Source organism: Flavobacterium panacagri, from assembly GCF_030378165.1.
Classification (GTDB): domain Bacteria; phylum Bacteroidota; class Bacteroidia; order Flavobacteriales; family Flavobacteriaceae; genus Flavobacterium; species Flavobacterium panacagri.
Map to the genome: position 1 here is coordinate 4,478,918 of NZ_CP119766.1, position 24,861 is coordinate 4,503,778.

At 35.4% G+C, this 24,861-nt stretch carries 20 protein-coding genes; 6 read left to right on the forward strand and 14 right to left on the reverse strand.

The features are described 5' to 3' along the window. Positions 1 to 7: 7 nt before the first annotated feature. From P2W65_RS19390 to P2W65_RS19410, 5 genes are all read right to left on the reverse strand, one after another. On the reverse strand, positions 8 to 2,554 hold the full coding sequence (locus P2W65_RS19390; protein WP_289660218.1) for a glycoside hydrolase family 95 protein: 2,547 nt from the start codon (positions 2,552 to 2,554) through the stop codon (positions 8 to 10). Between the two features lie 6 nt (positions 2,555 to 2,560). After that, on the reverse strand, positions 2,561 to 3,610 hold the full coding sequence (locus P2W65_RS19395; RefSeq protein ID WP_289660220.1) for a pectinesterase family protein: 1,050 nt from the start codon (positions 3,608 to 3,610) through the stop codon (positions 2,561 to 2,563). Positions 3,611 to 3,673: 63 nt separating this feature from the next. Next, positions 3,674 to 4,594: an alpha/beta hydrolase gene (locus P2W65_RS19400; RefSeq protein WP_289660223.1), complete on the reverse strand. Its 921-nt coding sequence runs from the start codon at positions 4,592 to 4,594 to the stop codon at positions 3,674 to 3,676. 2 nt (positions 4,595 to 4,596) lie between these two features. After that, positions 4,597 to 6,102 (reverse strand): glycoside hydrolase family 28 protein, encoded by a 1,506-nt coding sequence (locus tag P2W65_RS19405; protein ID WP_289660226.1) that lies wholly within the window; start codon positions 6,100 to 6,102, stop codon positions 4,597 to 4,599. Positions 6,103 to 6,205: 103 nt separating this feature from the next. Next, positions 6,206 to 7,177, reverse strand: coding sequence for a pectinesterase family protein (locus P2W65_RS19410; protein WP_289660228.1), 972 nt, complete (start codon positions 7,175 to 7,177; stop codon positions 6,206 to 6,208). 380 nt (positions 7,178 to 7,557) lie between these two features. Between P2W65_RS19410 and P2W65_RS19415 the strand changes: the two genes are divergently transcribed. Beyond that, a complete protein-coding gene (locus P2W65_RS19415; protein ID WP_289660230.1) occupies positions 7,558 to 7,890 on the forward strand; it encodes a hypothetical protein in 333 nt (110 codons plus the stop codon). Between the two features lie 56 nt (positions 7,891 to 7,946). Here P2W65_RS19415 and P2W65_RS19420 read toward each other — a convergent pair whose 3' ends face one another. The 7 genes from P2W65_RS19420 to P2W65_RS19450 form a co-directional block, all read right to left on the reverse strand. Continuing rightward, on the reverse strand, positions 7,947 to 9,377 hold the full coding sequence (locus P2W65_RS19420; RefSeq protein WP_289660233.1) for an AcvB/VirJ family lysyl-phosphatidylglycerol hydrolase: 1,431 nt from the start codon (positions 9,375 to 9,377) through the stop codon (positions 7,947 to 7,949). 26 nt (positions 9,378 to 9,403) lie between these two features. Next, a complete protein-coding gene (locus P2W65_RS19425) occupies positions 9,404 to 10,057 on the reverse strand; it encodes a DUF998 domain-containing protein (RefSeq protein ID WP_289660235.1) in 654 nt (217 codons plus the stop codon). Between the two features lie 17 nt (positions 10,058 to 10,074). Then, the gene (mprF, locus tag P2W65_RS19430) at positions 10,075 to 12,702 is read right to left on the reverse strand and encodes a bifunctional lysylphosphatidylglycerol flippase/synthetase MprF (protein ID WP_289660237.1); all 2,628 of its coding nucleotides are present in this window, start codon (positions 12,700 to 12,702) and stop codon (positions 10,075 to 10,077) included. 154 nt (positions 12,703 to 12,856) lie between these two features. Continuing rightward, positions 12,857 to 15,973, reverse strand: a complete 3,117-nt coding sequence (locus tag P2W65_RS19435) for an efflux RND transporter permease subunit (protein ID WP_289660240.1) — start codon at positions 15,971 to 15,973, stop codon at positions 12,857 to 12,859. Positions 15,974 to 15,977: 4 nt separating this feature from the next. Next, the gene (locus P2W65_RS19440) at positions 15,978 to 16,277 is read right to left on the reverse strand and encodes a DUF190 domain-containing protein (RefSeq protein WP_179003728.1); all 300 of its coding nucleotides are present in this window, start codon (positions 16,275 to 16,277) and stop codon (positions 15,978 to 15,980) included. A gap of 67 nt (positions 16,278 to 16,344) precedes the next feature. Further along, positions 16,345 to 17,355: an efflux RND transporter periplasmic adaptor subunit gene (locus P2W65_RS19445; protein ID WP_289660243.1), complete on the reverse strand. Its 1,011-nt coding sequence runs from the start codon at positions 17,353 to 17,355 to the stop codon at positions 16,345 to 16,347. A gap of 49 nt (positions 17,356 to 17,404) precedes the next feature. Further along, complete coding sequence (locus P2W65_RS19450; protein WP_289660245.1) at positions 17,405 to 18,658, reverse strand: TolC family protein; 1,254 nt, start codon at positions 18,656 to 18,658, stop codon at positions 17,405 to 17,407. Positions 18,659 to 19,007: 349 nt separating this feature from the next. Here P2W65_RS19450 and P2W65_RS19455 point away from each other — a divergent pair, with 349 nt between their 5' ends. After that, the gene (locus tag P2W65_RS19455) at positions 19,008 to 19,526 is read left to right on the forward strand and encodes a hypothetical protein (RefSeq protein WP_289660247.1); all 519 of its coding nucleotides are present in this window, start codon (positions 19,008 to 19,010) and stop codon (positions 19,524 to 19,526) included. A gap of 125 nt (positions 19,527 to 19,651) precedes the next feature. Here the strand turns inward: P2W65_RS19455 and P2W65_RS19460 are convergent, their stop codons facing one another. After that, positions 19,652 to 20,470: a formate/nitrite transporter family protein gene (locus P2W65_RS19460; protein WP_289660249.1), complete on the reverse strand. Its 819-nt coding sequence runs from the start codon at positions 20,468 to 20,470 to the stop codon at positions 19,652 to 19,654. Positions 20,471 to 21,458: 988 nt separating this feature from the next. Between P2W65_RS19460 and P2W65_RS19465 the strand changes: the two genes are divergently transcribed. The 4 genes from P2W65_RS19465 (at position 21,459) to P2W65_RS19480 (ending at position 24,225) form a co-directional block, all read left to right on the forward strand. Then, on the forward strand, positions 21,459 to 21,659 hold the full coding sequence (locus tag P2W65_RS19465) for a hypothetical protein (protein ID WP_289660251.1): 201 nt from the start codon (positions 21,459 to 21,461) through the stop codon (positions 21,657 to 21,659). Between the two features lie 673 nt (positions 21,660 to 22,332). Further along, on the forward strand, positions 22,333 to 23,037 hold the full coding sequence (locus P2W65_RS19470; protein WP_289660252.1) for an SDR family oxidoreductase: 705 nt from the start codon (positions 22,333 to 22,335) through the stop codon (positions 23,035 to 23,037). A 205-nt stretch (positions 23,038 to 23,242) separates the two neighbouring features. Then, positions 23,243 to 23,527, forward strand: coding sequence for a hypothetical protein (locus tag P2W65_RS19475; RefSeq protein ID WP_289660253.1), 285 nt, complete (start codon positions 23,243 to 23,245; stop codon positions 23,525 to 23,527). Between the two features lie 404 nt (positions 23,528 to 23,931). Beyond that, the gene (locus P2W65_RS19480; protein ID WP_289660255.1) at positions 23,932 to 24,225 is read left to right on the forward strand and encodes a DUF6965 family protein; all 294 of its coding nucleotides are present in this window, start codon (positions 23,932 to 23,934) and stop codon (positions 24,223 to 24,225) included. Between the two features lie 9 nt (positions 24,226 to 24,234). Here P2W65_RS19480 and P2W65_RS19485 read toward each other — a convergent pair whose 3' ends face one another. Then, the gene (locus P2W65_RS19485) at positions 24,235 to 24,480 is read right to left on the reverse strand and encodes a hypothetical protein (RefSeq protein ID WP_289660257.1); all 246 of its coding nucleotides are present in this window, start codon (positions 24,478 to 24,480) and stop codon (positions 24,235 to 24,237) included. Between the last annotated feature and the right edge of the window lie 381 nt (positions 24,481 to 24,861).

Below are 24,861 nucleotides of genomic sequence, written 5' to 3' on the forward strand. Positions count from 1 at the left end.
TCAAAAATTAATTGGCATACTGAAAAGTATAACTTTTTCCTTTTTCTGTTTTAACATCAAATTCGAATGTTTTTGCTACTGCTGTTCCTTTAAATTCGGCACTGGAAGAAACCACTGGTTTTTCGACCGGCTGGTATTTATAAAAAGTGTTCGGATTAATTCCTTTGGCTGTACTTAATCCTGAACCTTTTAATGGAACATAGCTTCTCATACGAAGATTTCCGCCCAGATTCGATTTAATTGTTACAGAAACTAATTTGCCGTTTTTCCACTCCATATTTTCGATTTCAAAACCACCTCGAGCTTTTAATCCTTTAATTGAACCATTCTGCCAAACATCTGGTAAAGCTGGTAATAAACTCAGAGCGCCGTCATGACTTTGCAGTAACATTTCGGCTATACCAGCCGTACAACCAAAATTTCCGTCTATTTGAAATGGAGGATGGGCGTCAAACATATTGGTATAGGTACCGCCATCCGGATCTTTAATAGTGGCGTTGGCAGGTTTCAAATTAAGCTGATTCGTAATCAGTTTATAAGCATGATTTCCATCTAAATATCTGGCCCACAAACACACTTTCCATCCCATTGACCAGCCACGGCTTGCATCTCCTTTTCCAATAAGCGAGTTTCTGGAAGCTTCAAAAAGTTCGGGAGTTTTAAAAGGTGAAACTTCTCGTCCCGGAAACACTCCCCATAAATGAGATACATGTCGATGTGCATCATTTTTACGATCCCAATCTTCCAGCCATTCCTGCAATTGTGTGTATTTCCCGATATGCATTGGCGGTAGTTGCTGACGGATTTTTTTCAATTCAGTAATCCATTGCTGATCTACTTTCAAAATTTCAGCTGCATCAATAGTATTCGAAAGCAAATCAAATACCATCTGATTATCCATCGTAACGCCAGCAAAAACAATACAACGTTCTGTACCTATACTTCCATCGGGTTTTGTATATTCATACGATTGCAAGCCAGGAGTATGTTCTGGAGAAATAGATGGAGAAACTACCAGATATCCTGTTTTCTTATCTTTAATTAAAAAATCCTGATAAAATTCGGATGCACTTTTAAGTATTGGATACACTTCTTTTAAATACGATTGGTCTCCAGAAAAAAGAAATTTTTCCCATAAATGTGAAGCAAACCAAGCATTACAAGTCGGCCAGATTCCTGCCGTCGCATCAACAGCACCAGTAGAACGCCATAAATCGGTATTATGATGCAGCGTCCAGCCTCGGGCGTCATACATTTCTGAGGCCGATTGTTTTCCTGTTTCACTAACTTCTTTAATTAATTGGATAAAAGGTTCATGACATTCTGAAAGATTAGTTACTTCGGCAGGCCAATAATTCATTTCAACATTTATATTGGTTGTATATTTGCTGTCCCACGCTGGATACTGTCCGGCATTTGGATTCCAAATTCCTTGTAAATTAGCTGGCTGAGTTCCAGGCTGAGAAGAAGCAATAAGCAAATAACGTCCAAACTGGAAATAGGTAGAAACCAAATCGGGATCATCTGTTTTTGAAAATGCAGCAATACGTTGGTCTGTAGGTTTATTTATCTGTGGAGAACTGCCTAAATCCAACTGAACTCTATTGAATTGTTTTTGATAAAAGGCAATATGATCTTCTTTCGCTTTTTGATACGATTTAGAAAAAGCTTTCAGATACTCTTTCGCTCGTTTCTCGGCATCGACAGTAATATCTTTATAATTCTTAAAATTGGTCGCTACTGATATATAAATAAAAGCTTCATCTGCATTTTTTACATTGATGGATTCTCCTTCTTTGGATTGAGTTCCACCTTTTGCTTCAACTTTTATCTGTGTATTAAAATGCAGTAAGTTGGTTATATTTTCTTCCTTCTCACGAGCACATTGACCATTGACCACAAGCAATTGATTCTGATTGGCAGGTACTGAAGCTGTCACTTTTACCATATTGGTTTTAAGAGGGCCTGCAAACGAAGCATTAAAATTAACAGCGCCTTTTTTATCCGCAGAAAGGCGAATAATAATTAGCTGGTCTGCAAAAGAAGTAAAAACTTCGCGCTGAAAGTTTACACCGTCTATAGTATATTTAGTCGTTGCAATAGCCGTTTTTAAATCCAGATCTCTGTAAAAATTAGTATACTTTTCATGGTTTGGAACTGATAAAACCAAATTTCCAATAGATTGATACACTTGCCCATGCGAAGTTGTTTTACGATCTGCAATAATATCACCTAAAGCCAGTTTCTGCGCTTCGATAAAATTTTCATCCTGAAGATAATTCTGAATCTGCTTCAGACTTTTTTTAGCATTTGGATTGATGTTCTGATAAGGACTTCCCGACCAAAAAGTATCTTCATTAATTTGAATTGTATCTGACTGAGGCACTCCGTAAACCATGGCACCCAATCTACCGTTGCCAAGAGGAACTGCATCTGTCCATGCTTTTGAAGGCTTATCGTACCATAAGACCAATTTTTTCTGAGCAAAAGAATTGAACAAAAAAGAGAAAAAAAAGAAAAACGATAAAACCGATTTATTTAAAAGAATTTTCATACACTATTATTTTACGGAAGGCTTCCAATTATCAGATCCGTTTAATACATTTTCCATCGAATACAATTTGGCTTCAGCAGCAGAAATTGCTTTTAAACCTTCCCATTTCGCACGACCCGTCATATTCGCGCCTTCTCCTTTATTGTTGTATTCATATAGATGTAAATCAGCACTCGTGGAAGCATAATCCATACGCCAAGTTGTAGGCCATCCCAGCGGATTTAGTTCTTTTGACATTTCACAATTCAGCCATGCTACCTTTGGATAATTATGCCAAGGTCGACCAAGACTGAAAGGCTGATTGTCATCTTTATCACGAGGGCTGTTTCCGACAAAAGTTAATTTGCATTTGTTGAACACAAAACCATATTTTTGATCTTTTGGCGTACTTGGAGCCGTTATCCATCCACCGCCATAACTTCTGATTTCACAACTGTCAAAATAACCTATTCCGCCGCCGTAGATATAGTCAGTTCTGCCTAAAATCATACAGTTTTTAAAGTAGCTTCGAGTGCCATCTTTTCCAAGAAGCATGGTATCCTGATAGCCTAAAAAATTACAATTGATAAAAGTATTTTTATCTGAGGTTATAAAAACAGCTAAAGCCTGTCCAACAGGGCCAGCGGTATTTTGAAAAGTTATATTCTCTGCTCTAAACTCATCTCCCTGTATTGTTACCGAAGCTGAAGTTCTAATATTCTGACCTTCCCATTTCGCTGCATCTTCGGCTGGACATTTATTGTTTAAACCGCCAGTACAGTCAAAAATATGATAACTCAGTATTGTTTTTTCGCGGTTTTCTCCTTTAAAAGTGATTCTCTTTTTATCAGCAGGAACAATGATTTTTTCGGTATTGTATAATCCGTTTTTTATAAAAATCATCGTGCGTGCTGCTTTCTCGGCTGAAACTGCATTAACTGCCTCCTGAATTTTTACATAATCACCGCTTCCATCTAGGGCTACTGTGATTTTATCTTTAGTCTGGGCTGATAAATAGTTAGGTACAATTATCATACAGGCTATAAAAACAGCCCATTGGTAAAAGGAATTTTTCATAATTTAAGTCTTGGAAAGTTATTAATTTGGTTTTGTAAGCCAATTGCTTACGGATAGTTAGTTTTATTTCTGTGGTTTAGCAAGGAAGCCCATTTCGGTTAACCAAGCTTCGCATAAAGCCGGCCACAATTGTGTAGACCCTGGATTATTGCGAAGGGCGATGTTATGATCTCCCTGCGGGAAAATATGTAAAGCCGCTTTCACATTGGCTTTTAAAAGTGCTTGATAATATTGAATGCTATTGAGTGGATTTACCACGTGATCGTCGGCTGCACAAATAACAAATGCAGGTGGTGTAGCGGTAGTAACATTTAATTCACCCGAAAAAAGCTGTTCGTTTTTGGGATCTGGATTTGTTCCCAATAAAGCTTCATAACTTCCTTTATGCGCATTCTGCTTCATGCTGATAGCTCCAGAAATAAGAATTTGAAAATTCGGCTGTATGCTTACCGAATCCAAATCGTCTTTAATCTGAGCATAATCAGTAGTAATGGTGGCAAGATTGGATGTTAAACCTCCACCTGCAGAAGCTCCCATCACTCCAATTCTAGAAGGATCTATTCCCCATTGAGAAGCTCGGCTTCGGATCATTTTAATAGCTCGCTGACCATCTATAATTGGCCCAAAAGCAGGATTTACCAAATCAGGCGAAGTTGGAAGCCGATACATGACTACAAAGGCATTCACTCCAAAAGTATTGAACCATTTAGCCAATTGAAATCCTGCAATATTATAAGTCAGTTTTTTATAACCACCGGGAGGAAAAATTAAAACTGCTGCTCCAGTGTTTTCTTCTTTCGAAGTAAAAAAAGCATATATCGACGGATTATCAACCTGAGTTATGCGTTCACGATCTTCTATTCTTTTTAATTTCATTCCTTTGGAATTAGGCATCTTTCCCTTTTCCCAAAGTGGCATAATTTCTTGTCCTAAAGCTGTATTTATAGAAATAATGGATAAAAAAAGCAATACAATATTTTTCATTTTTATTTGTCTTTTTTAATGAAAGGTGTTTTTACAAGAGATAAGAAATTATTACCCTGAATTACATCTGAATTAACGGCTTCAACAAAAATGGAAGCAGGTACTTTCTGGAAACAGTTGTTGACCAATATCGTTTTACAGTTTTCTAATTTAATTATTGGCTGATCTGCAGTCGGTTTTTTAGATTTCACATCATTAAACAGTAATTTTTCACAATTTGTAAACTCGAAAGCAGCTCCCTTTTCTGTTGTTATATCAACATTAGAAAAGGTTAGATTGGTTGCCAAATTTCCTGTAAAACCTTCTTTGGCTTCCATATTAATATTCGTAAAAGTAAGTTCATCAATAGGCATTTCTTCGATTCCATAAATCACTCCCACTTTATTGATACTTCTGCCCGTTACGTTGCTGATGGCTATATTTCTAAAGATTGGAGTACGCTCAGAAACAGGTTCTACTTTGGATGATCTATCATAAAAGAGATCAAACGTAAAGGCGTTACGGCCTATATTTCGCATCACAATATTGGAGATCATAATATTTTCCACTACACCACCACGGCCTCTGGAAGCTTTCATTCGGATTCCTGCATCTGTACCGTCAAAAACACAATTTGTAATGACTACATTTTTTACGCCACCAGACATTTCACTTCCAATTACAACACCTCCGTGACCTGCCAGCATCACACAATTGGTAATGGTAATGTTTTCGCATGCTTTTCCATATTCGCGTCCGTGAAAGTCTCTACCTGATTTTATAGTAATACAATCATCTCCTACACTGATAAAACAATCGGATATTCTAACATTGGAACAAGAAGAAGGATTAATACCATCTGTATTTGGGCCGTGTGGTTCTTTATCCGGATTCAGGATTGTTACTCCATGTATTCGTACATCATTGCAACCTACTGGATTAATAGTCCAAAATGGAGAATTCAAAATGCGAATCCCTTCGATATTGATTTTATTACATTCCAAAAACTGAATAAAAGGAGGTCTAAAAAACTGTGTTTTTAATGTATTTTCATAATACGGTTCTACTTTTAATTCTTTGTTCTGTTCTGCCCAAAGTTTTTGTAATTCAGTTGGTTCTTTAAGTGTACCATTCGATTTTAATGCTGCATTGATTCGTTTGGTTTCTTCCCACCAAGCAAAACCATTTCCGTCTATAGTGCCTTCTCCTTTAATGGTAATATTTTCAGCATTTTGAGCATTAAACAAAGGAGCAAATGTTTTCATAAACACACCTTCATAACGTACTTTTTGAAAAGGCAAATAATCTTTAAAATCAGATGAAAATTTTAAAGTGGCACCAGCTTCTAAATAGATGGTAATATTGCTTTTTAAAGTGATAGCGCCTGTTAGATAATTACCAGCTGGAAAATACAAAGTCCCTCCTCCGTCTTTTGAAGCCAGATCAATGGTTTTATGAATGAGCGCTGTACAGGATTTTTTACCCGAATTATCTGCTCCTAATGCCTTAAGATCAAAGCTTTTTGCCAAAACGCTTAGGGAATTTAGAAAAAAGATAAAACAAAATAGTTTGTAATAAAATTTATGGTTCATGGTTTAGTGAGTATGATAGTAAATAAGAATAGTAAAGATTTTATGGTGTAGCCGAACTGAGATTCCATTGGTTCTCTACTTTGAAAATAACATCAAAAGTGAGCTTACGATTTTGTTCAACAGATAGTAGATGCGACCATTTGACTCGCTTATTTGTCAAAGCTCCCGGACCGTAATTTTTAAACTCAGCATAATAAGCCGTTTTTTCACTTTCAGGTTTTCCCCAATTATGCCAACCTTCTGGATTGATATGGGAATCCATAAAACAACTGGAAAAAATTACATTCGCATATTCACGCCACGGACGTCCCAGATACACTTTACGAACATTTGGCGCTGATAAAAGTTTGCAGTTCAAAAAGACAAAACCATATTTGCTGTTTTTAGAAGTATTTGCCGCTGTGATATACGAATTGGCTTTACTATACAAAGTACAATTATCAAAAACAGCAGTAGCCGAACCAAAAATATAATCAGTAGTGCCTTCTATGTAACAATTATTAAAATAGTGCCGTCTATTTTCTCCTGCTGTATATAAAGTATCCTGATTGCCTAAAAACTTACAATTGGATGCTTTAAAATAATCTCCTTCGACATGCAGCGCCACAGCCTGTCCCACAGCACCTGCCGTATTTTCTATTGTTATATTTTGAAGACTAATATTGTCGGCTAGTATTTTTAAAGTATAACTTGTAAAAGTGCCAATATCAGGCTGGCCATTATAATTATTAAATGAAATTATGGTCTGATCTTTATTTTCTCCAATAAGGGAGATATTACTGTTAAAAGAATCGATTATGATTTTTTCCTTATAAATCCCTTTTTTAATAAAAATAGTTTTCGGGTTAGATGGAAAAGCGCCACAAGCGGTAATAGCTTCCTGAATCGAAATAAAATCGGCTGAACCATCTAATGAAACTGTAATAGTATCTTGAACAATTGCACTCCATCCTTTTGGGAAAACAGTAAAAAATAGAAAAAAGCAGAATAGTAAAGTGATATTTTTTTTCATAATAGTATCTAGTGCAGTTTAAATTTCAAACTGCCAACAGATGCAAACATAGAGTGTTTCCTATTAAAGAATATGGGACATTTTACAATTACTATAGGGGGAAATCACAAAAAAGACTATAAAATATGTAAAACAATTATCCTCAAAACCAAACTAAAAAATTACGATCATTTACTACCCTGTTTTTTAATGCAGTATTCGAAAATTTGAAATGTGATCTAAAAGCGTGGAATCACGGTTTTGTACGATTTTCTTTTACTGCGATTAAAATAATCACAAATTAAAATACCTGTTATAACACAAGTTCCAACCGCGTCATATTATATATAAAAGCGAAAATATATACTAAATTTCACCACCTGCAAATACCATTAAAATCAATGAATTTAAAAGATAGTCATAATAGGAGTTTAGGAACTTTCTTTTTTAGAGAAATTAAGCGAATTCCTGATTTTAAAATAAACAAACTCAAATGCCTGAAAAAATTCGTTAGAACTTCTGAGTTCTATGATAAAAAAGAAAAGCTGCATGATCGTGATATTGCCGCTTTGTTTAATCAGTTCTCTGCCTTTCTGGTTCGTAAAACGAAAAAAAAACAGAATATATTCAAGTACAGGGCGGTTTTGAAATTGAATAAAGTTTCTATTAGCAAAGAAAAAGAATCCAAAAATTTTTCTTCGGGAGATTCAAATCCAATGCTGATAATAATTTAAAATCAATAGATTAGATACAGTATAATCTATCTGTCTGCATGAGTTTTTTTTAAAAATTATTTAATTTCTTTAAGGATACTCTCTGTTATCTTATTATAATCATTATTAAAATGATGCGAACCCGGTATTTCAATAGTTTTAATACCGGACTCTGAAAATCTATTACGGATTTGTGAATCTTCTTCACTGCCAAAAAAACAAACCGGATTATAAGATTTGATTTTTTTTATTTCTGAAATTACATCATAATTATCACTGGAACTTTCTAAGCTCAGCATATCAGCAATATGAATTTCAAAATCAGCTTTTACATCAGGAGACAAGGCATAAACGCCTTTTAATTTTTCTTTTAATGATTCCGGAAAATTAGCAGCAGCAAAAGGAACAATCGAAGCTCCAAATGAATAACCAACAAGTACAAATGTTTTTTTATTCCACTGCTGCATATAATGTTCTGTTGCTTTTGCCATTGCATTGGCGGTTTCTAATGGCGTTTTGGCGTTCCAAAAATATTTTTGTGCATCGAGCGCTATTACAGGAATTCCCTTTTCTGCCAGAGCTTCCCCAAAAGACTGATCAAAGCTTGTCCATCCTCCGTCTCCTGAAATCAAAAACGCTACAGGCAAATCTTCATTCTTGTTTTTAGTCGGAATTAAAGTTAAAGGCATTTCAAATGGAAGTGGTGTAAGATGCTGTTCTTTTAATAAAGAATTTTGTTCTGATTGTTGTTTAGCATAATTAGGCGTACTTAAAACTTCCTTGTAAGCTTCAATGAACTGAGGCAGCCAATTTTTGGTAACTGAGAATCCATGTCCCACTTTGGATAAGGATATAAGTTTTCCTTGTTTTAGTCCATCCATATATTTTTTTGTATCTGCATAATTACAAACTTGGTCTGTAGTTCCCTGCAATACAATAAAAGGAGCTGTTAATTTATCTGTTTTCTCCAAATAATAGGCCTTCCCTTCTTTTAAAACATGAGAAGTTAATCCAGTTCCATCACACAATGTTTTGTCGGTTTCTATATCCGGACAAAATCCTAAAGCAATAGCTCCGCTGAAAGTGTTTGCGGGAGCCTGAGCCAGCATTCCGTATACCAGAGTTGCGCCTGAAGAATAACCGACCAATATAGGTTTTAAATACTGGTTCATTTTTAGCTTCTTCTGCAAAATCATACTCAGCTCTTCAAAATCTCCAGCTGGATAATAACATTTGACTTTTTGTTTTTTGATGGCCTTAAAATAATGCTGAATATCAATTCCTGCTACTAATGCACCCTGATCGACAATATTTTTTGCCATGTCTACAACGCCGCTGTTCCAGCCTCCGTCACCCGAAACAAACAATACAACAGCATTAGGAGCAGTCTTAGGTTTATAGATAGCAACTTTACCAAATGCTCCAACTGTGATAGTATCGGCTGCTGATGCAAATGCCTCGAAACAACAAATAAAAATAGAAAGCGTGAGAATTACAATTTTATTCATCTTAATTACTTTTTAGCATTATGAAATTAAACTATACTTTTCTTATGATACATTATTATGGAAATTACAATAAAATAAACATAGAGATTCAACAGAAACAAGCGCTGCCACAATCCTTTATAGTGTATGATAACATTGGTTTCACCTGAAGAAAAACGAATAGTAAACAACAGCATGGTTATGATTCCTGTAATAAAAACAATCCATGACAATCTATAAAAAAACGGATTCTCTTTCTTTAAAATCACTTTGTGCATAAACAAGGGCAGTAACAATGCAGCTAAAAGACCAATTCCGCCAGCTATATCATGCATTATAAAGGAACTGGTCATTTTACCTCGTATTCTATCGGCTTTAAAAACACCAGAGCCTATTCCTTCACCTAATCCGTACAATATAATTAACCCTGAAGCAATTTTTACATTTTTAGCATTACTGTCAAAGGCTTTTCTAAACTGAAATCCGAAAAAAACAAATACAATTCCAATACCTATCCACCATGTAGAAAGCATAGCTGATACAGGACTTGCAGAAGCTCCCAAAGAACTCATTGTATTTCTTAAATGACTGTATCCTGGATAGTAATTTCCTAATATAAACAATACGATAAAATCAGCAATGCAAACTATAATACAAAGTAAAGCTGCTATTTTAAACCAATTTGACTGCTTTGTATTCATATCTCTGTAGTTTGTAATTATGGTTTAACTAATTTATTTAAAACTAATGGAGCCTGAAGCAGATCATAATCATGAGAATACACTAGATATTTATTGTACCATACTGGAGAAAATTTTTCCTTAAAATCGCGAAGGCCTTTATAACGTGAAAAGAATTTAATTCGTTCGTAAGCAAACTTCATTGATTTCTCTGGAAAAGTTTCTGCCTCTTCTAATCCGCTCATCGCCGCCAGTCCTAAATTTACTGAGGTACAGCCCTGAGATTTCAAATACGTAAAAAGTTCTAAAAGAATAAAATCCATAATACCATTGGGCGCATCATTTGTTTTTCTGATCAAATCGTAAGTTCCTTCACCATTGGCATAATCCGGAATTACATTTATAAAAGCGACAATCTTTTCTTCGGCACTTTCGACTGTGATAATGGTCTGCTGTTTGAGTTCTTCCCAATCAAATCTTCCCTGCGAAAAAATGATTTCACTTCTTCCTGTACTAACAAGCCATTCATCGCTTACTGCTTTTATTTTCTGCAGCAATCCATCCTTAACAGGCGCATTATGAATTGTCGCTGTAAATCCTTTTTCTTTTACTTTGCTTATGGCATTACGAAGTGATTTTTTAGCTCCGCCTTCTAAACTAAATGTATTAAGGTCTACTACTCCTTCCTGACCTATAAATAAACTCTTTTTATGCAGTGAATGAAACAAAGGCAGACTTTCTTCCGGAACTCGATAATAGATGCTTCTTAATCCGTTTTCGTAACAATAAACATCAAATTCTATGATGCATTGTTTCATCTCAGCATCAGATACAGCGACAGGATTCTCTAAAACAACAGCAAAATTATCGGTTACGCGATAGGCCAAAAAAGATTTCTTATCTGCAGTAATAAAAATGACTTTATCATCATAGGTTTTAAAATAGTCCAAAGCAGAATTACCATGCTTTTTTACAAGTTCATCAGCCGTTACAAAATCATCTTCTACCACTTGTTTTTTGACTGTATAAGGTCGTATTAAAGCAAAAATCAGAAATCCTAATGACAGAAATCCGCAGATATTTATAGAAAGTAAAAAGCGTCTCGCAAAACGATCTAAAGGCACTAAATCAGAACTTCCGATTAAAAAATAATTCTGCAGTCCGTATCGAATCGATTCAAGCCAGTTAAAATCGATATTAAAATGTTTTTTATCCAGAAAGTAAAACCCTAAAATACTGTATACCAACACCGCCGCAATGCTGATTAAAACCGTTTTTAAGCCAATATTCTGCAAATGTGAATTACTCTTTATGTAATATTCTTTTCGTGTAAAAATCAAAGTAAGAAGAACTAACAAGGCAATTGAAGCTTCTTCATAATCAATTGCTTTAGTAAGATTTCCAATAATAGAAATTCCAGTCAAGAAAACTGCAAACCACCACGCAGTACGCAATCCTTTGAGCATAAAAGCGGCATTTACGAGCATAAATAAACCAGCGGTTATCACAAAATAATTTGACACTTTAATAGCAGAAATAGGAATAACATTTTCTAAGACATGCAGACGTTCTGAAATTGCCGGAGTTAAAACCGACACTATATTGATTAATCCTAAAATGAAAAGCAGAAAAGAAGGCACAACACGCATCAATAGTTTGTTTGCACTGAATAGAAAAAGTGATGCCCCTGCCAATAACGGAATCCAAAACTCAAAAAAACGATACAAAAAAGTAATCGCTATAGCGTTGACATTTTCGAATCCATATTGAATAAGTATAAAACTCATTGAAATTTCGATGGCTCCAAGTCCTCGAAGAAAAGGAGAAACAATCAAAAATATAACTGAAATAATATATCCCATTGCTGCTGCCGCTAATGAAGGAGTAAATCCCAGTGCAATCATTGCCACATATAAATGCGCAATTCCAACAAACTCAATAAGCACAGAATAAAAAACAACCTGTAAGAACTTCCTTTTAATTATTTTGTTGTTTCTGAAATCATCAATAAATATTTCTGTTGAAGGAGAAAACTTTAATATCAAACGATAAATAGCTCCTTTCTTGATAATCGAATTGTAAATAAAAAAAACAAGAATGCTTAATCCCACAACTGCTGCAAAAGCGTACCATTCTCCAGATCCAACAGTTCCCTGAAATAAAGAATAAATCAAAGCCGGTATGGCTACAATAATCACCGAAAGAATCCCTACAAAACCATATATCAGAGAAGCAAAATGAATTTGAGTAGGTTTAACACCGCTCTTTTCAATAGGTTTGGTAAAAAATGCTAAAGAAGAAATGCCGCCTGCGGGCAGAAAAACACTAACGAAATTTCGCTTAAGAAACAGAATAACGGCCTGTTTAAAGGAAATTTCGCTCTGAACTGCTTTAAAAGAAGCAAAATACATTAATGCCTGAAGCACAATATAAAAGGCTGCAAGTGCAATACCGCATACAACCCAGAAACTTTTGGCATCTGCCAATACATTATTTACCTCTTTTAATTCTGAATTTTCATGTTTGATAAACCAGATTCCAACTCCTATAAAAAAAATGGTAAGTATAAATTGTCTGATAATTTTATCATTTTCACGTAAAAAAGAAATTCCTTTTTTTTCTTTAAAAGAACTCAAAAACCTTTTGGAAACGGCTACTATTTTCATACTTATGCTACAGATAGAATAATTTATTTATGAAAAAAAACACAATAGAACTTATATAAATGTACAACAACTTTGCAAAATGGATTGCCTTAGAGTATTATCCGAAAAATAATTTTGAAGAAGTTTCATTTTTTTCATATTAGATTTATAACACTCATTTTAATTTCCTCTCATTCAGCCAAAAATATAAAGGCGGAATTAGTATTGGAGCGAAAAGTAAGGTGCTCGTTAATCCGCCTATGATTACTGTTGCCAACGGACGCTGTACATCTGAACCAATTCCCGAAGATGTGGCAGCCGGAATAAGTCCCACGATTGCCACAACTAGAATCGATAATAAGGCTCTTAACTGCTCCTTTGAAGCTGTTAATACGTTTTCCTGCAAATTATCCTTCTTAAACAATGTTTTTCTGTTTAGAGCCGATACAAGAAGTACACCCGACATTACCGAAATTCCAAAAATGCTGACAAATCCAACACCTGCAGAAACATTAAAATAATAACCTCTAAGAAGTAAAGCCATAATACCGCCTCCTAAAGCAAACAAAATACAGCTCATGGTAATCATGGTGTGCTGAAAATTTTTATAAAGCATAAACAGAAATAAGAAAACCATAATAATGGTTAGCGGAATAGTGAATGCCAATTGTTTTCCTGCTCGCTCCAAATTTTCGTATTGACCTCCATAAATGATACTATATCCTTTAGGCACAGTTACGTTTTTCCCAACTTTTGCTTGTAATTCTTTCACAAAACTTCCCTGATCTCTTCCCCTAATATTCGTTCTAACCGTAATCATTCGTTTACTTCCATAACGATAAATATTCGTCTGTCCTTCAACAAAATGTATATCTGCCAATTGATTCATTGGTATTAAAGCACCATTAGAAGAAGGTACTAAAATTTCTTTTATTGCATCAATAGAATTTCTGTATTCTGGTAAAAAACGAACCACAATATCATAACGTTTTGCTCCATCATATAAAGTCGAAACTGTTTTGCCGCCAATTGCCACTTCGATCATATTTTGAATATCGGCCACATTAATTCCGAATCTCGCCGCTTGTTCTCTATTAATATCAATTGCCAATTGCTCTTGCTCTCCTTCCTGTTCAATATTAACATTCTCAGCACCTGGAGTATTTTTAGCAATTTGTGCAATGGTTTCTGCCTTTTTTCTCATCATTTCCAAATCGTCGCCTACGACGGAAACTGCAAGATCTGCAGCACTTCCATTTACAATTTCCATAACCTGATCAATAATAGGCTGTCCTGAAGAAAATTGTACTGATGGAATTTGCTGTTGCAGATCTTTTTTAATTATTTCGACCAAATCTTTTTTAGCAATAGTATCGCTCCAGAGTTTGTAATCTTTTAATCCCACTAAAATTTCATTTCTATTAGCAGGAAACGGGTCTGTACCATCATCATTACGTCCGGTCTGAGTTATTACGTAAGATATTTGAGGATACTTAGCGATAATTTTTCTGATTTTAGGAGCATACTTTGCATTTTCCTGTATTGAAATTCCGGCTGGAAAATTTCCTCTTAAAAAGATCGATCCTTCATCTAATGTTGGTAAAAATTCAGTTCCTAATTTTAAACCACATAAAATGAATATTGCCACAATCGAGAAACCAATTATTGTCGTTTTTTTATAACTATTTAAAAATCGGGATAATGTCTTTTCGTATGATTTAGTCAAATAATCCAACACCACATTTTTGTGTTCTTTTATGGGTTTATCTACATCGAGCATTGCCTTTCTGTAAACAAACGAAATTAACACAGGAATAAAGGTAAGCGCTCCCAGCATTGAACCAATAACGGCAAAAGCCAAAGTTAAAGCCATCGGAGAAAACAATTTACCTTCTACTCTAGTCATTAAAAGTATTGGCATATAAGCCAATATAATAATAGTTACAGAGAAGAAAATCTCTCTTCCAACTTCCTGAGCAGCCTGAAGGGTAATTTGAACAATACCCTCTTGTCTTTCTTCTGGTGTCGCTGTTCTGTATTTCCTTATAAGATGTTCTGCCATTAAACAAGCACCATCTACAATAATTCCGAAATCTATCGCACCAAGCGAAAGCAGATTGGCAGGAATACCCGTAAGTCTCATTAAAATAAAGGCAAATAGTAATGCAAATGGAATAGTCAAAGCTACTACTAATGCACTTCTGAAACTTCCAAGAAACAGAATCAACAGTATAATTACGATAGAAATTCCTTCAAATAAGGTATGCGCAACAGTTTCAAGCGAATGATCAATTAAGAACGTTCTGTCATACATAGGACGCAGTTTTACGCCTTGAGGCAGATCATTTTCTTGTAGCTCGGCCATTCTTTCTTTTAACAATTTTAAAACCTCGCTTGGATTTTCATATCGCCTTAAAAGAATAATACCTTCAACACCGCTGCTTACATCTTTTTTGTCTTGGGTAACCGTATATCCCATAACTCCACTTGGCGGTGGAGGCGTGATCTCGACAGTTGCTACATCACGAACAAAAACCGGCACTCCGTTTTCAGACTTAAGAACAATGTTTTCAATATCCTGCTCTGTTTTAATCGCACCTAAACCACGCACTGCAAAACCTTGTCCGCCTCTTTCAATTATATTTCCCCCTGTGTTTAGATTATTTGCATCTACTGCATCCATTACATTTTGCAGTGTAAGATTGTATTTTCTTAACTTTTCCGGCGAAGTAATAATATGAAACTGCTTTAATGGCCCTCCAAAAGTAGTTACATCAGCAATTCCTGGAACTTGAAGCAAAGCAGGTTTTATAACCCAGTCCTGCAAATCTCTAAGCTCGGCCTGACTATAGTTTGAAGGCGCTTCTACAACATATCTGAAAATCTCGCCAACAGCAGTAGAAAGCGGTGCTAATGAAGGCGCAACACCATCTGGTAATTCAGCCTCTGAAAGTCGTTCTGTTACTTGTTGACGTGCAAAATAATCATCGGTACCATCTTTAAAAGTAAGCTGGACTACTGACAAACCAAAAATAGTTCTGCTTCGGCGGTCTAAAACATTTGGCGTATTCTGCAAAGCTCTTTCAATGGGAATGGTAACCTGCTGTTCTACTTCTTCTGCAGCTCTCCCATCATATTGTGCTACTATAATGACATTGGTGTCTGCAATATCCGGATAAGCTTCTATTTTTAAATTGGTAAAACACCAAAAACCTATTGCCATTAAAACAACACTGATTGCAATTATAACCCAGCGGTTACGAAGACTGAATATGAGTAAATTTTTAATCATCTGTTTACCATTTTTCTACTTGATTCGTAACTATAAAACCTCCTTTATATACTTTTCGCAAAGCTGTTAAAACAGATTTTACTTTTTCATCTTCATCTATAAAATTGATCAGTAAAGGTATTTTATCAAAACTGAACAAATCATGAGGCCTGTTAAGATACCGACTGGCTCCATATCCTAATTTACCATGAAATACAGTTGCTCCCATAATTTTGTGTTCAATCAAAAACCTTAAAATATATTCATACAAAGGCTGGGTTCCTTTTAATTCATCTTTATCGATATATACTTGTGCTTGTGTCATTGTTTTTTCTTTAAAGTGTTAGTAAATACTGTTTTTCACTCTCATCTTTTAAACAGAATCTTTGTTTTCAATATCCAAAACTGAGTCCTTTCAGCTGCATGACACCTTTAACGGCTATAGCATCACCACTCATTAAACCATTATACACAACGACTCTATCTCCTATCTGATTTCCGATCGTCACTTCTGTGCGTTCAAATTCTTTACTGCCTTTTTTTACAAAAACATAGTTTTTTGCCTGAACCGTAACCAATGAATTTTTATCAATACTGATATTGTCCCCTTCGCTTACGCCAAAAGAAACTGTCGCAAACATACCAGCCTTAAATTTTCCGCTTGCATTATTCAGGCTTATTCGCAGTTTCACCATTCTGGTTGACTGATCAATCATATCGGCAATGTCATCAATTTTTCCAGAGAATTTTTCGTTAGGAAAAGCTGTAAACTGTACGATACAATTATCACCGTTTTTTATTCTGCTGATCTGATTTTCCGGAATATCGCAAATAATAAATGATGTGCCTGCTCTTGCTTTTTTGAGTGCTTGAGGTTCAAAACCGCCAGCTTTCAGGTCTGTTTCGTATTCAATCAAAGCCGCTTTCTCATTGGCCAAATTGGTCTGTTCTACAGATAATGCTGTCTGCGCTTCCAGTAAGTCTTTGCCTGTTGCCGCGCCATGAGCCAGCAAGTCCTTAGCACGATCTACTTCTATTTGTTTTTGTTTTATGTTTTTATTCTGAATTTGATTAACATTAGCCAAGTGCTGAATAAGCTGGGTATAACTGGCTGCCAAATCTGGATTCTCAAATAAAATAATATTCTGCGATGCACCTTCTTGAGATTTCATAACTGTTGCAGAAACTTTTGCAGGTGCCATAATTTGATTATTAAGAACCGAATTTCCTATGGATTCTGTTTCGAAGAAAACAGCACTGCTGTCAGTAGGAAATACAATGGTTTTTCCATTATTTGTTACCTGTGGTAAGTTGTTTACTACCTGAACTGGTTTCTTTTCTTTTCCGCTACAGGCGTAAAGAAATAGAACTATAATACTGCTATACTTTATTAAATGTTTCATATGTAGATAGTATTTATTTTGTATGGATTCTGATGGTTGACACCAATCATTATTGCGCGATTTGATTAATAAATCCCGAAGCGTAAAGTAATGTGATATAACTTCTTCTGTATTCCTGCATAGAATCGTAATACTGCTGCTGTATGTCGAGCCAGCTGCGCTGTGCTTCCAGAAAATCAATAATGGTAGTACCGCCTCTTAAATAAGAATATTTTACACTCTTTAAAATATTTTCTGATCTTGTCAATAGTCCGCTAAAATTCTCCAGATTACTTTTTTGAATTTGATAAGAATTATAGGCATTTGTTATTTCTGTTCGAATTACCCCTTGTGTTGCTACCAGATTTTGCTCTGCCTGTTCTTTTAGATAATTTGATTTTTTTATTTCACCCTGATTTCTTGAAAAAAAAGGAAGTTCAATTGTACCATATAAACCGATATAAGGAATCATGTTTTGCGGATTGTAAATTAATCCCATCTCAGGCTGGGGATAAGCTAATGATTTTTGGAGATTAATATTTGTATTGGCAACATCTAAAATTGATTTAGAAGCCAAAACATCAGTTCGTTTATCTAAAGCTTCGTTCAACAAATCTTCTAAATTAGAAGGAAGTACAAATACAAAATCATCAGCCGAATCAATATTAATTTCTTCCTGAACACCTAGTAAGTATTTAAGGCTGAGTAATTCGTTTTTTAAGTTTTGTTCCGATTTTTTTATTTCTAATGCATATTGATTCGCCAGCAACGAGGTACGATTAAAATCTGTCTCGGTTATTACCTCATTTTTTAAACGTACTTTATTTATAATAACCAGACTATCTAAGTTACTGCTGGCTTTTTTAACTATCTCTAATTGTTTTTGTGCTGCCCAGACATCAACCCATTTCAAACCTACATCCTGAAAAAGATTGCGTTCTATTTCATTATAGTTTTTTTGTGTTAAAACAGAGTTTTGATTGGCAAAATCAATTTTATTCTTACGTGTTCCGGCCAACTGAAAGACTTTGCCTAGTTGTAAATTCGTCTGCGTATTAGCGTTATTAAAAAAACCGGTATTGGACGCATAATTTTTTTCTGAGGCAATCCCAATATAATTAAAACCAAAAATTAAATTTGGTCTTAATTTCGCCGTCACAATATCACTTTGAGCAATATCTACATCGTAATACTGACCTTTTAGAACGGGATTATTTTTTTTTGCTGTTTGAAGGGATTTTTGAAGGCTGTAGTTGGTTTGTGAAATACCATTGACTAAAGGTAAAGTCAACAAAACAAATAAAAGAAAGTAATGTTTTCGCATAGTTTATTCTTTATTTATTATATTATAAATATACGAAAAAGCTTAATTATTAAATAATTATATATTAAAAAAGCAAGAAAAGAGAAAACACATAACTAACCAATATCACTGGTCTGAAAAAATAAAAGTTAAGATTGATTAAATGTGCACTCAAATTTTTAGCTCCCATACTCAGGATTCATCGAAGGTTGCCCATTAGAGTGCGTTTAAAATGTTACTTTGTATAATGATTCTATAATTGCGATTTATACAGTTTTATAAGAACTTTATAATGCATAACTTAGTATATAAATCGTTTTTAAATGCACGAATAATTTTATATTGTCTAATCCATAAAATCACATATAAAATGAAGTTAACTATTTGTCTGGCTGCATTTCTATTTCTAACATTGAGTGCATGCAAATCATCAGATGCGGCCGATTTTAAGAAGTCGCTCGATCGGTCGGAACGAAGAGCTTTTGAGATTGTCATTGGAAAAGAAGGTCCAGGTGAAAAAAAGCTGCAATCTCTAGAGAAAGAAGATTATAAAGGCGCTTTAACGGCTGTGAAACAGCAGACCTTAGAGTTTGATATGCTCATTTCTGATATCAAAAAGCTTTCTGCTGACGGAATTCCGAAAGGGGAATCGCTTAAAACCGCCTACCTTGAATATTACGAGTCCCTTAAAGAACTTCATGCATTCGACAGCAAAGAAATAGAGCAGCAGGCGGTTCTGCGAACATTAAAAGACAACGAACTGAAAAATGGACATCATGCCCTTATTGCTCTGGCGCGGGAGAAAAAAAAACTCTATGCCGCGGTGTATGAAAAGGAAGCCCTTCTTCATACTGCCGTCGAAAGCTTCAAAACTTCAAATGGTTTTTGATGCAGCTTTTCCTCCGCGTTTGATCCGGCTTTTGGCTCCCAGCCTGCTGATGAAATTGATACAGAAAAGCTAAAAAAGATAAAGCATTTTATGCTGGTAAACCTGAAATTCATTAAAAAATCAAATCACAGTTTATCGTCGGTAACCGTTTTTGTCTTATCTACATGCGTATAATAAACAGCCATACCTGTAAAAAGCAGTCCGCCTATTATATTGCCGGCAGTAACGATGAACTGGTTGTACAGCCACCAGTCAGAAATGCTAACTTTAGCTCCAAACATCATGCCTGCAGGAATCACAAACATATTGACAACCGCATGTTCGTAACCCAATGCAAAAAAAATAAAAATAGGAATGCCCGCTGCCAGTATTTTCCCTAATGTTGACTTTGAAGTCATTGACATAATTACCCCCATGCAGACCATCCAATTGCAGAGAACAGCCTTCACGAAAGCAGAAAACAATCCCGGCATTCCATGGCCGGCATAGCCAATAGTTTTTTTCTCACTGATTTTTATTATCGCCTGTTCAATTAAACCCAAATCTTTTATCTGCCCGGTCTCTGTACTTGCCGCCCAGAATAAAACTGCAAACAGCAGGCTCCCAAGCAAATTACCTATAAATACCCAGCTCAGATTTTTAATCATTCTAAAACCTGAAATTTTACCCTCAAGCCAGGCTAATGGTACTAGTGAAAAACTCCCTGTTACTAATTCAAGCCCAAGGATAACAATTATTACAAATCCCACAGGAAATACAAAAGCTCCTATGAGACTTAATGAAGTCTGGGCGGTTGCCATCAGGGCAAGAGCCACTGAAATTGCCAGCAGAGCTCCCGACAGAGCTCCTCTTATCAGTAAATCTTTTATACTCAATTGGGATTTGCTCACTGCAGCGGCCATCATGTTTTCTGCAACCTCATGGGGTCTGATATAGTCCATCATAATTTAAAGATTTAGATTAGATTAATGCTTTCAAAAAATACATATACGTACAAATATAAGTATAAATACTTAACAGATACGTATTTTTTAAATTATTTTAAAATAGAGAGCACAAAAATGCAATGGATCGTATTTAAGTTGTAGTGAGGAACTATCTCAAATTAAAATACAATACTAGATTATTAGGACTTTGAATGGGATCTCTGTCGTAAAAAACTATGACAGAATAGATGACCAATCCACTTCAAGGTGTAGTCTGCTCATTCAAATAATAGCTGCTGAAAAGAAAAGATAAAACAATAAGCTTCCTATCTACCCGAAACTTTTGCTGGATAATTTTAACATGACTCTTACCAGTCAAAATAATTTAACAACGAATAATATTAAATCTTAATGAAAAAAGATATTGAATAATTCTCCCATTCAAATTAACTCTCACTCCAGCCAAAATCTCCTTTCACTGGCCAAAACCACAATTAAAAAATCTGGAACAATTAAAACCAATCTAAACAAAAACTAACTAAATAAATAACTGGCATTCAAATAAACAAAACACTCCTATGATCTCTCCTCCACCAGCCATTAAAAAACTAATAAATCTAGAAAAGACCTGTCTTTGTATTACTACATAAAGATTTTTAAATCTGGTTTTCCGTATTTTCTAAAAAAATACCTTTGATTTCCAGACTTTGTCTTTTCCTTACTTTATCATGTTTCGAATATCACAAGCACATGTGTAACGCCTATTCTGTTCATGTAAGGTCTGACTCCATGAACTTCCCCTTAATAATTAACTTATTCATAAAGGCAGATTTTTAGATTTAAAAATTAATCTTTTTTATAAAGAAAATAAAATGATAAAACACGCATAATTTTATAAGCAACCGCTGTAATTCTATAACAATAATTATTATAAAAGTTCTTAATTTTCCAAAAGTCAAGAAATTAAGTAACTCTATTATTAACATGCTCTATAAATATAAAAAAAATGGAAACTTTAGGAATAAAACAAAGCAAAAGTTACTGTGAAATATCTCACACGATAATTTACTCAGGCGAGAATGACGAACTAATATGCAGAAAAGTATATAGGGGAGACTGGGGCGACTGGGATGAGAAACCTCAGAACATCCCTTCCTGCAGTCCAGAGATTGAAACTAAATACAATTTATTTGATTCCGAAGCATAAATTTCAGAATTATGTTAATGATACAGTCAGGCTTTTAATCTTATAATATCCCTGAACAATCTTTAATTAATTTAGAAGCATAAAAAAATGCAATTATTGTTTATATCCTAATATAGTTAATATTGGTTTTCATAGGCGCAACAACAATAATAACGTGGTTCAGCTATACAATGTCAGAAAGTTTCAAGGAATTATATAAAAAACCTGTTCTTCTGGCTTATGTTATAAAAAAAATGAAAATAAAGCTGGCTGCGCCTGTTCAAATGACCTGGGGATAGCTGCTTCACTGTATTATAGGTCTCCCCTTTGTTTTGTAATCGTGTACTATTGTGCATGGACAAACATTCCTATATCAATACTTGGAACTTTCGCATTTAGGAATTATCAGCGGTATAATCGGCGCAATCAGCTAGATTATTATTTTCAGAATAACACGCCATAAGCCGCGGCGCGAATATAAAAAATAAAACCTATTTAATCCTTAGAGAACCGCCTGCTGCCACACTGAACCCGCTCCGCCAGATACAGAAAAAGGGATATCCTATGCCGGCAGATTATGCCGTGCATTACTGGAATTTTATTCGTATTTTTAGAACCCTGTTACTTAAAAACAAATGATGACCAAAACTTCGTGCTCATCAGAAAATACAAAACTTAAACAAATCTTACAAAAATGCAGCACATAGAAAACAAAACGGCTTATATAACCGGCGCCTCAAAAGGTATCGGTCTGGGCATTGCAGAAGCTTTAGTAAAAAATGGAGTAAAAGTAGCCATCTCCGCAAGAAATCCACAGGCTCTTGAAAAAGCAAAGCAGGCATTAGGAAAATACAATGTGCTTGTCCTGCAGTCTGATGTCAGAAATTTTGATGACGAGCTTAAAGCTGTTGAAAAGATTATTTCTGAATTCGGAAAGCTCGATATTGTCATTGCCAATGCAGGGGTCGGTAAATTTGCATCCATAGATGAAATGTCCTTGGAAGACTGGAACTCCATGATTGATACTAATCTAACGGGAGCTTTCCATACCCTTAAAGCGACCTGCGAACAGCTGAAACAGAACAAAGGCTACTACATTTCGATCGCATCTCTGGCGGGTGCGAACTTCTTTGCCAAAGGTTCGGCTTACAATGCCTCAAAATTCGGGCTTGTGGGCTTTACTCAGGCTGCCATGCTGGATCTTCGCGAATATGACGTAAAGTGCACCACCATCATGCCCGGCTCGGTCAGCACAAACTTTAACGGCCATACGCCAGGTGAAAATGATCAGTGGAAAATCCAGCCTTCCGATATCGGGCAGATGGTCGTAGATCTGTTAAAAATGAACCCTAATGTGCTGCCTAGCAAAATAGAAGTGCGTCCGGCAAAAACTAAGTAACCGCAAATTTATTTTTATTTAAAAAAAACACAAAGCAGCCTTGAAGGCTGCTTTACTGTATAAAGCATACCTTATAAAAGACATTCATCCTGCCGGCCATAACCATGACTGGAATAATCTGCCTGAAGAGTATCAGAAAGAAAGAACAGCTAAACAAAAACTACAGGTTGACATTTCCCGTATATAAAGCAAAGTCTTTATAATCATGGAAACCTCGCCCATCACGCTAAAAATTCTTGAGATTCTTTCTGCCAGATATGGCATGAGCTGTCCTCTGGAAGAGCTCTCGGAGTTAATCGGCCCGGCCACCAACAGTTCCAGTGCGTCCCAAAGCAGTACAGCATCCGAAAAGGAAAAGCAGGCGGTTGTATTAGAAAATCTCCTACTGCTTCATGACCAGGGTTTTATCTTTTTAGATTCCGGTACAGACACAAGTGTTATCACAATTAAAGGACTGCTAAAAATGCATAACAGAATTTTATGCAATTAATTTCAGCGAACGGCAATTTCCCATGCTAAAATGAATCGGTAATCCCTTCATTTTCTCTCCACCAGATGCTTCAGCACCGGGTCATTAAGCAGCTGTCTATCTCAACATGGATAATCTCCTGAACATCAAGAGCGTTCTAACTGCTCCATGGCATCGTTAAGATAAGCAAGGAATTAAACGGAATTTACATGCCCTGAATCTTAATCTGAAAAAGGCACGGAACAATTAGTGAAGAGCACAGAAAGCACCGGCAAGACGGACTTAAAAAAAAGTACTTCGCTGCCTTTGCGCAAGCATCTGAGTGTCAAAACAGTGATGCAACCTAAGATAAAAACCAGCCACAAATACACCTCATTACCTTTCCCAACCTTGCCTTATATCCTCTTTTGAATTATTTTTGCGGCATGAATCATGAAGAAATAAAACGCTATTTTGAAAACAGTCCCCCGCCCAGGGAAGTAAGATTGACTGAATGGGCAAACATTACCGATACACAGGTTTTCCTGAGAAGCTGCTACAGCACCATCAAAAACTTTAATGGACCGACAGACCGATGCCCTGCCTGGTGGCACCTGAGGGATTTCTATCTCCTTATAAAACGCACAGCTCCCCAGGAGAACGCTCCGTCTGAACAGTCTATTGAAGGTGAAGAAGCTGTTTCAACAGAAGATACTGCTCAAAAAGAAATAAAGACCTAGAACAATACTTCACTTGATAGTAATAGTATCGAAAAGATTTTCCTGATTTATAAAAGCGGTAATATAGTCCTGCACTTCGTTTCGCTTGTCGGAAGAAGTTTCAAAAGTATTGATGTGAAACTCCTCATCCTGGTCGAGGATATGTATAATCTCGGTATATCCTTTTGAAATCAGGCTTCCTTTAAGTTTTATAACAGTGAGCTGCTGGCGTGGGTCCAAATCTTTTCTCACTCTAAGTTGTATTGCTTTATCCATTGCGAAAGATTTGTTTAGGATGGTATGAAAATTTAAAATCAAATATAATAATTTTGGACTAAACCCGCCTTTCCTAAAATGTTAAAAACATATTATTTAAAGTTAATGGTTCATTTAGAAACAATAGACTAACCATTATATATTTAACTTATAATCAAACAAAAACACCTCCTTAAATGAGGTGTTTTTTACTTTTAAATTCTAAAAATAAAAAGGCATGATTTATTTACAGCAGAGAAATTCTGCTGGTGGGATACCTTTTCTTCTGAACCAATTCATTTATTTTAATTTTACAGTTGACGATTTTCCAGCTAACCTTTTGATTATTTACTATCATAAATTACGTCATTCATTTAATAAATAGAAATTCACTCCGGGATA

Coding starts and splice junctions, on each gene's coding strand:
- P2W65_RS19390 (WP_289660218.1), bottom strand. CDS start 2,554: ATGAAAATTCTTTTAAATAAATCGGTTTTATCGTTTTTCTTTTTTTTC.
- P2W65_RS19395 (WP_289660220.1), bottom strand. CDS start 3,610: ATGAAAAATTCCTTTTACCAATGGGCTGTTTTTATAGCCTGTATGATA.
- P2W65_RS19400 (WP_289660223.1), bottom strand. CDS start 4,594: ATGAAAAATATTGTATTGCTTTTTTTATCCATTATTTCTATAAATACA.
- P2W65_RS19410 (WP_289660228.1), bottom strand. CDS start 7,177: ATGAAAAAAAATATCACTTTACTATTCTGCTTTTTTCTATTTTTTACT.
- P2W65_RS19415 (WP_289660230.1), top strand. CDS start 7,558: ATGAATTTAAAAGATAGTCATAATAGGAGTTTAGGAACTTTCTTTTTT.
- P2W65_RS19420 (WP_289660233.1), bottom strand. CDS start 9,377: ATGAATAAAATTGTAATTCTCACGCTTTCTATTTTTATTTGTTGTTTC.
- P2W65_RS19425 (WP_289660235.1), bottom strand. CDS start 10,057: ATGAATACAAAGCAGTCAAATTGGTTTAAAATAGCAGCTTTACTTTGT.
- mprF (WP_289660237.1), bottom strand. CDS start 12,702: ATGAAAATAGTAGCCGTTTCCAAAAGGTTTTTGAGTTCTTTTAAAGAA.
- P2W65_RS19435 (WP_289660240.1), bottom strand. CDS start 15,973: ATGATTAAAAATTTACTCATATTCAGTCTTCGTAACCGCTGGGTTATA.
- P2W65_RS19440 (WP_179003728.1), bottom strand. CDS start 16,277: ATGACACAAGCACAAGTATATATCGATAAAGATGAATTAAAAGGAACC.
- P2W65_RS19445 (WP_289660243.1), bottom strand. CDS start 17,355: ATGAAACATTTAATAAAGTATAGCAGTATTATAGTTCTATTTCTTTAC.
- P2W65_RS19450 (WP_289660245.1), bottom strand. CDS start 18,658: ATGCGAAAACATTACTTTCTTTTATTTGTTTTGTTGACTTTACCTTTA.
- P2W65_RS19455 (WP_289660247.1), top strand. CDS start 19,008: ATGAAGTTAACTATTTGTCTGGCTGCATTTCTATTTCTAACATTGAGT.
- P2W65_RS19460 (WP_289660249.1), bottom strand. CDS start 20,470: ATGATGGACTATATCAGACCCCATGAGGTTGCAGAAAACATGATGGCC.
- P2W65_RS19465 (WP_289660251.1), top strand. CDS start 21,459: ATGGAAACTTTAGGAATAAAACAAAGCAAAAGTTACTGTGAAATATCT.
- P2W65_RS19470 (WP_289660252.1), top strand. CDS start 22,333: ATGCAGCACATAGAAAACAAAACGGCTTATATAACCGGCGCCTCAAAA.
- P2W65_RS19475 (WP_289660253.1), top strand. CDS start 23,243: ATGGAAACCTCGCCCATCACGCTAAAAATTCTTGAGATTCTTTCTGCC.
- P2W65_RS19480 (WP_289660255.1), top strand. CDS start 23,932: ATGAATCATGAAGAAATAAAACGCTATTTTGAAAACAGTCCCCCGCCC.
- P2W65_RS19485 (WP_289660257.1), bottom strand. CDS start 24,480: ATGGATAAAGCAATACAACTTAGAGTGAGAAAAGATTTGGACCCACGC.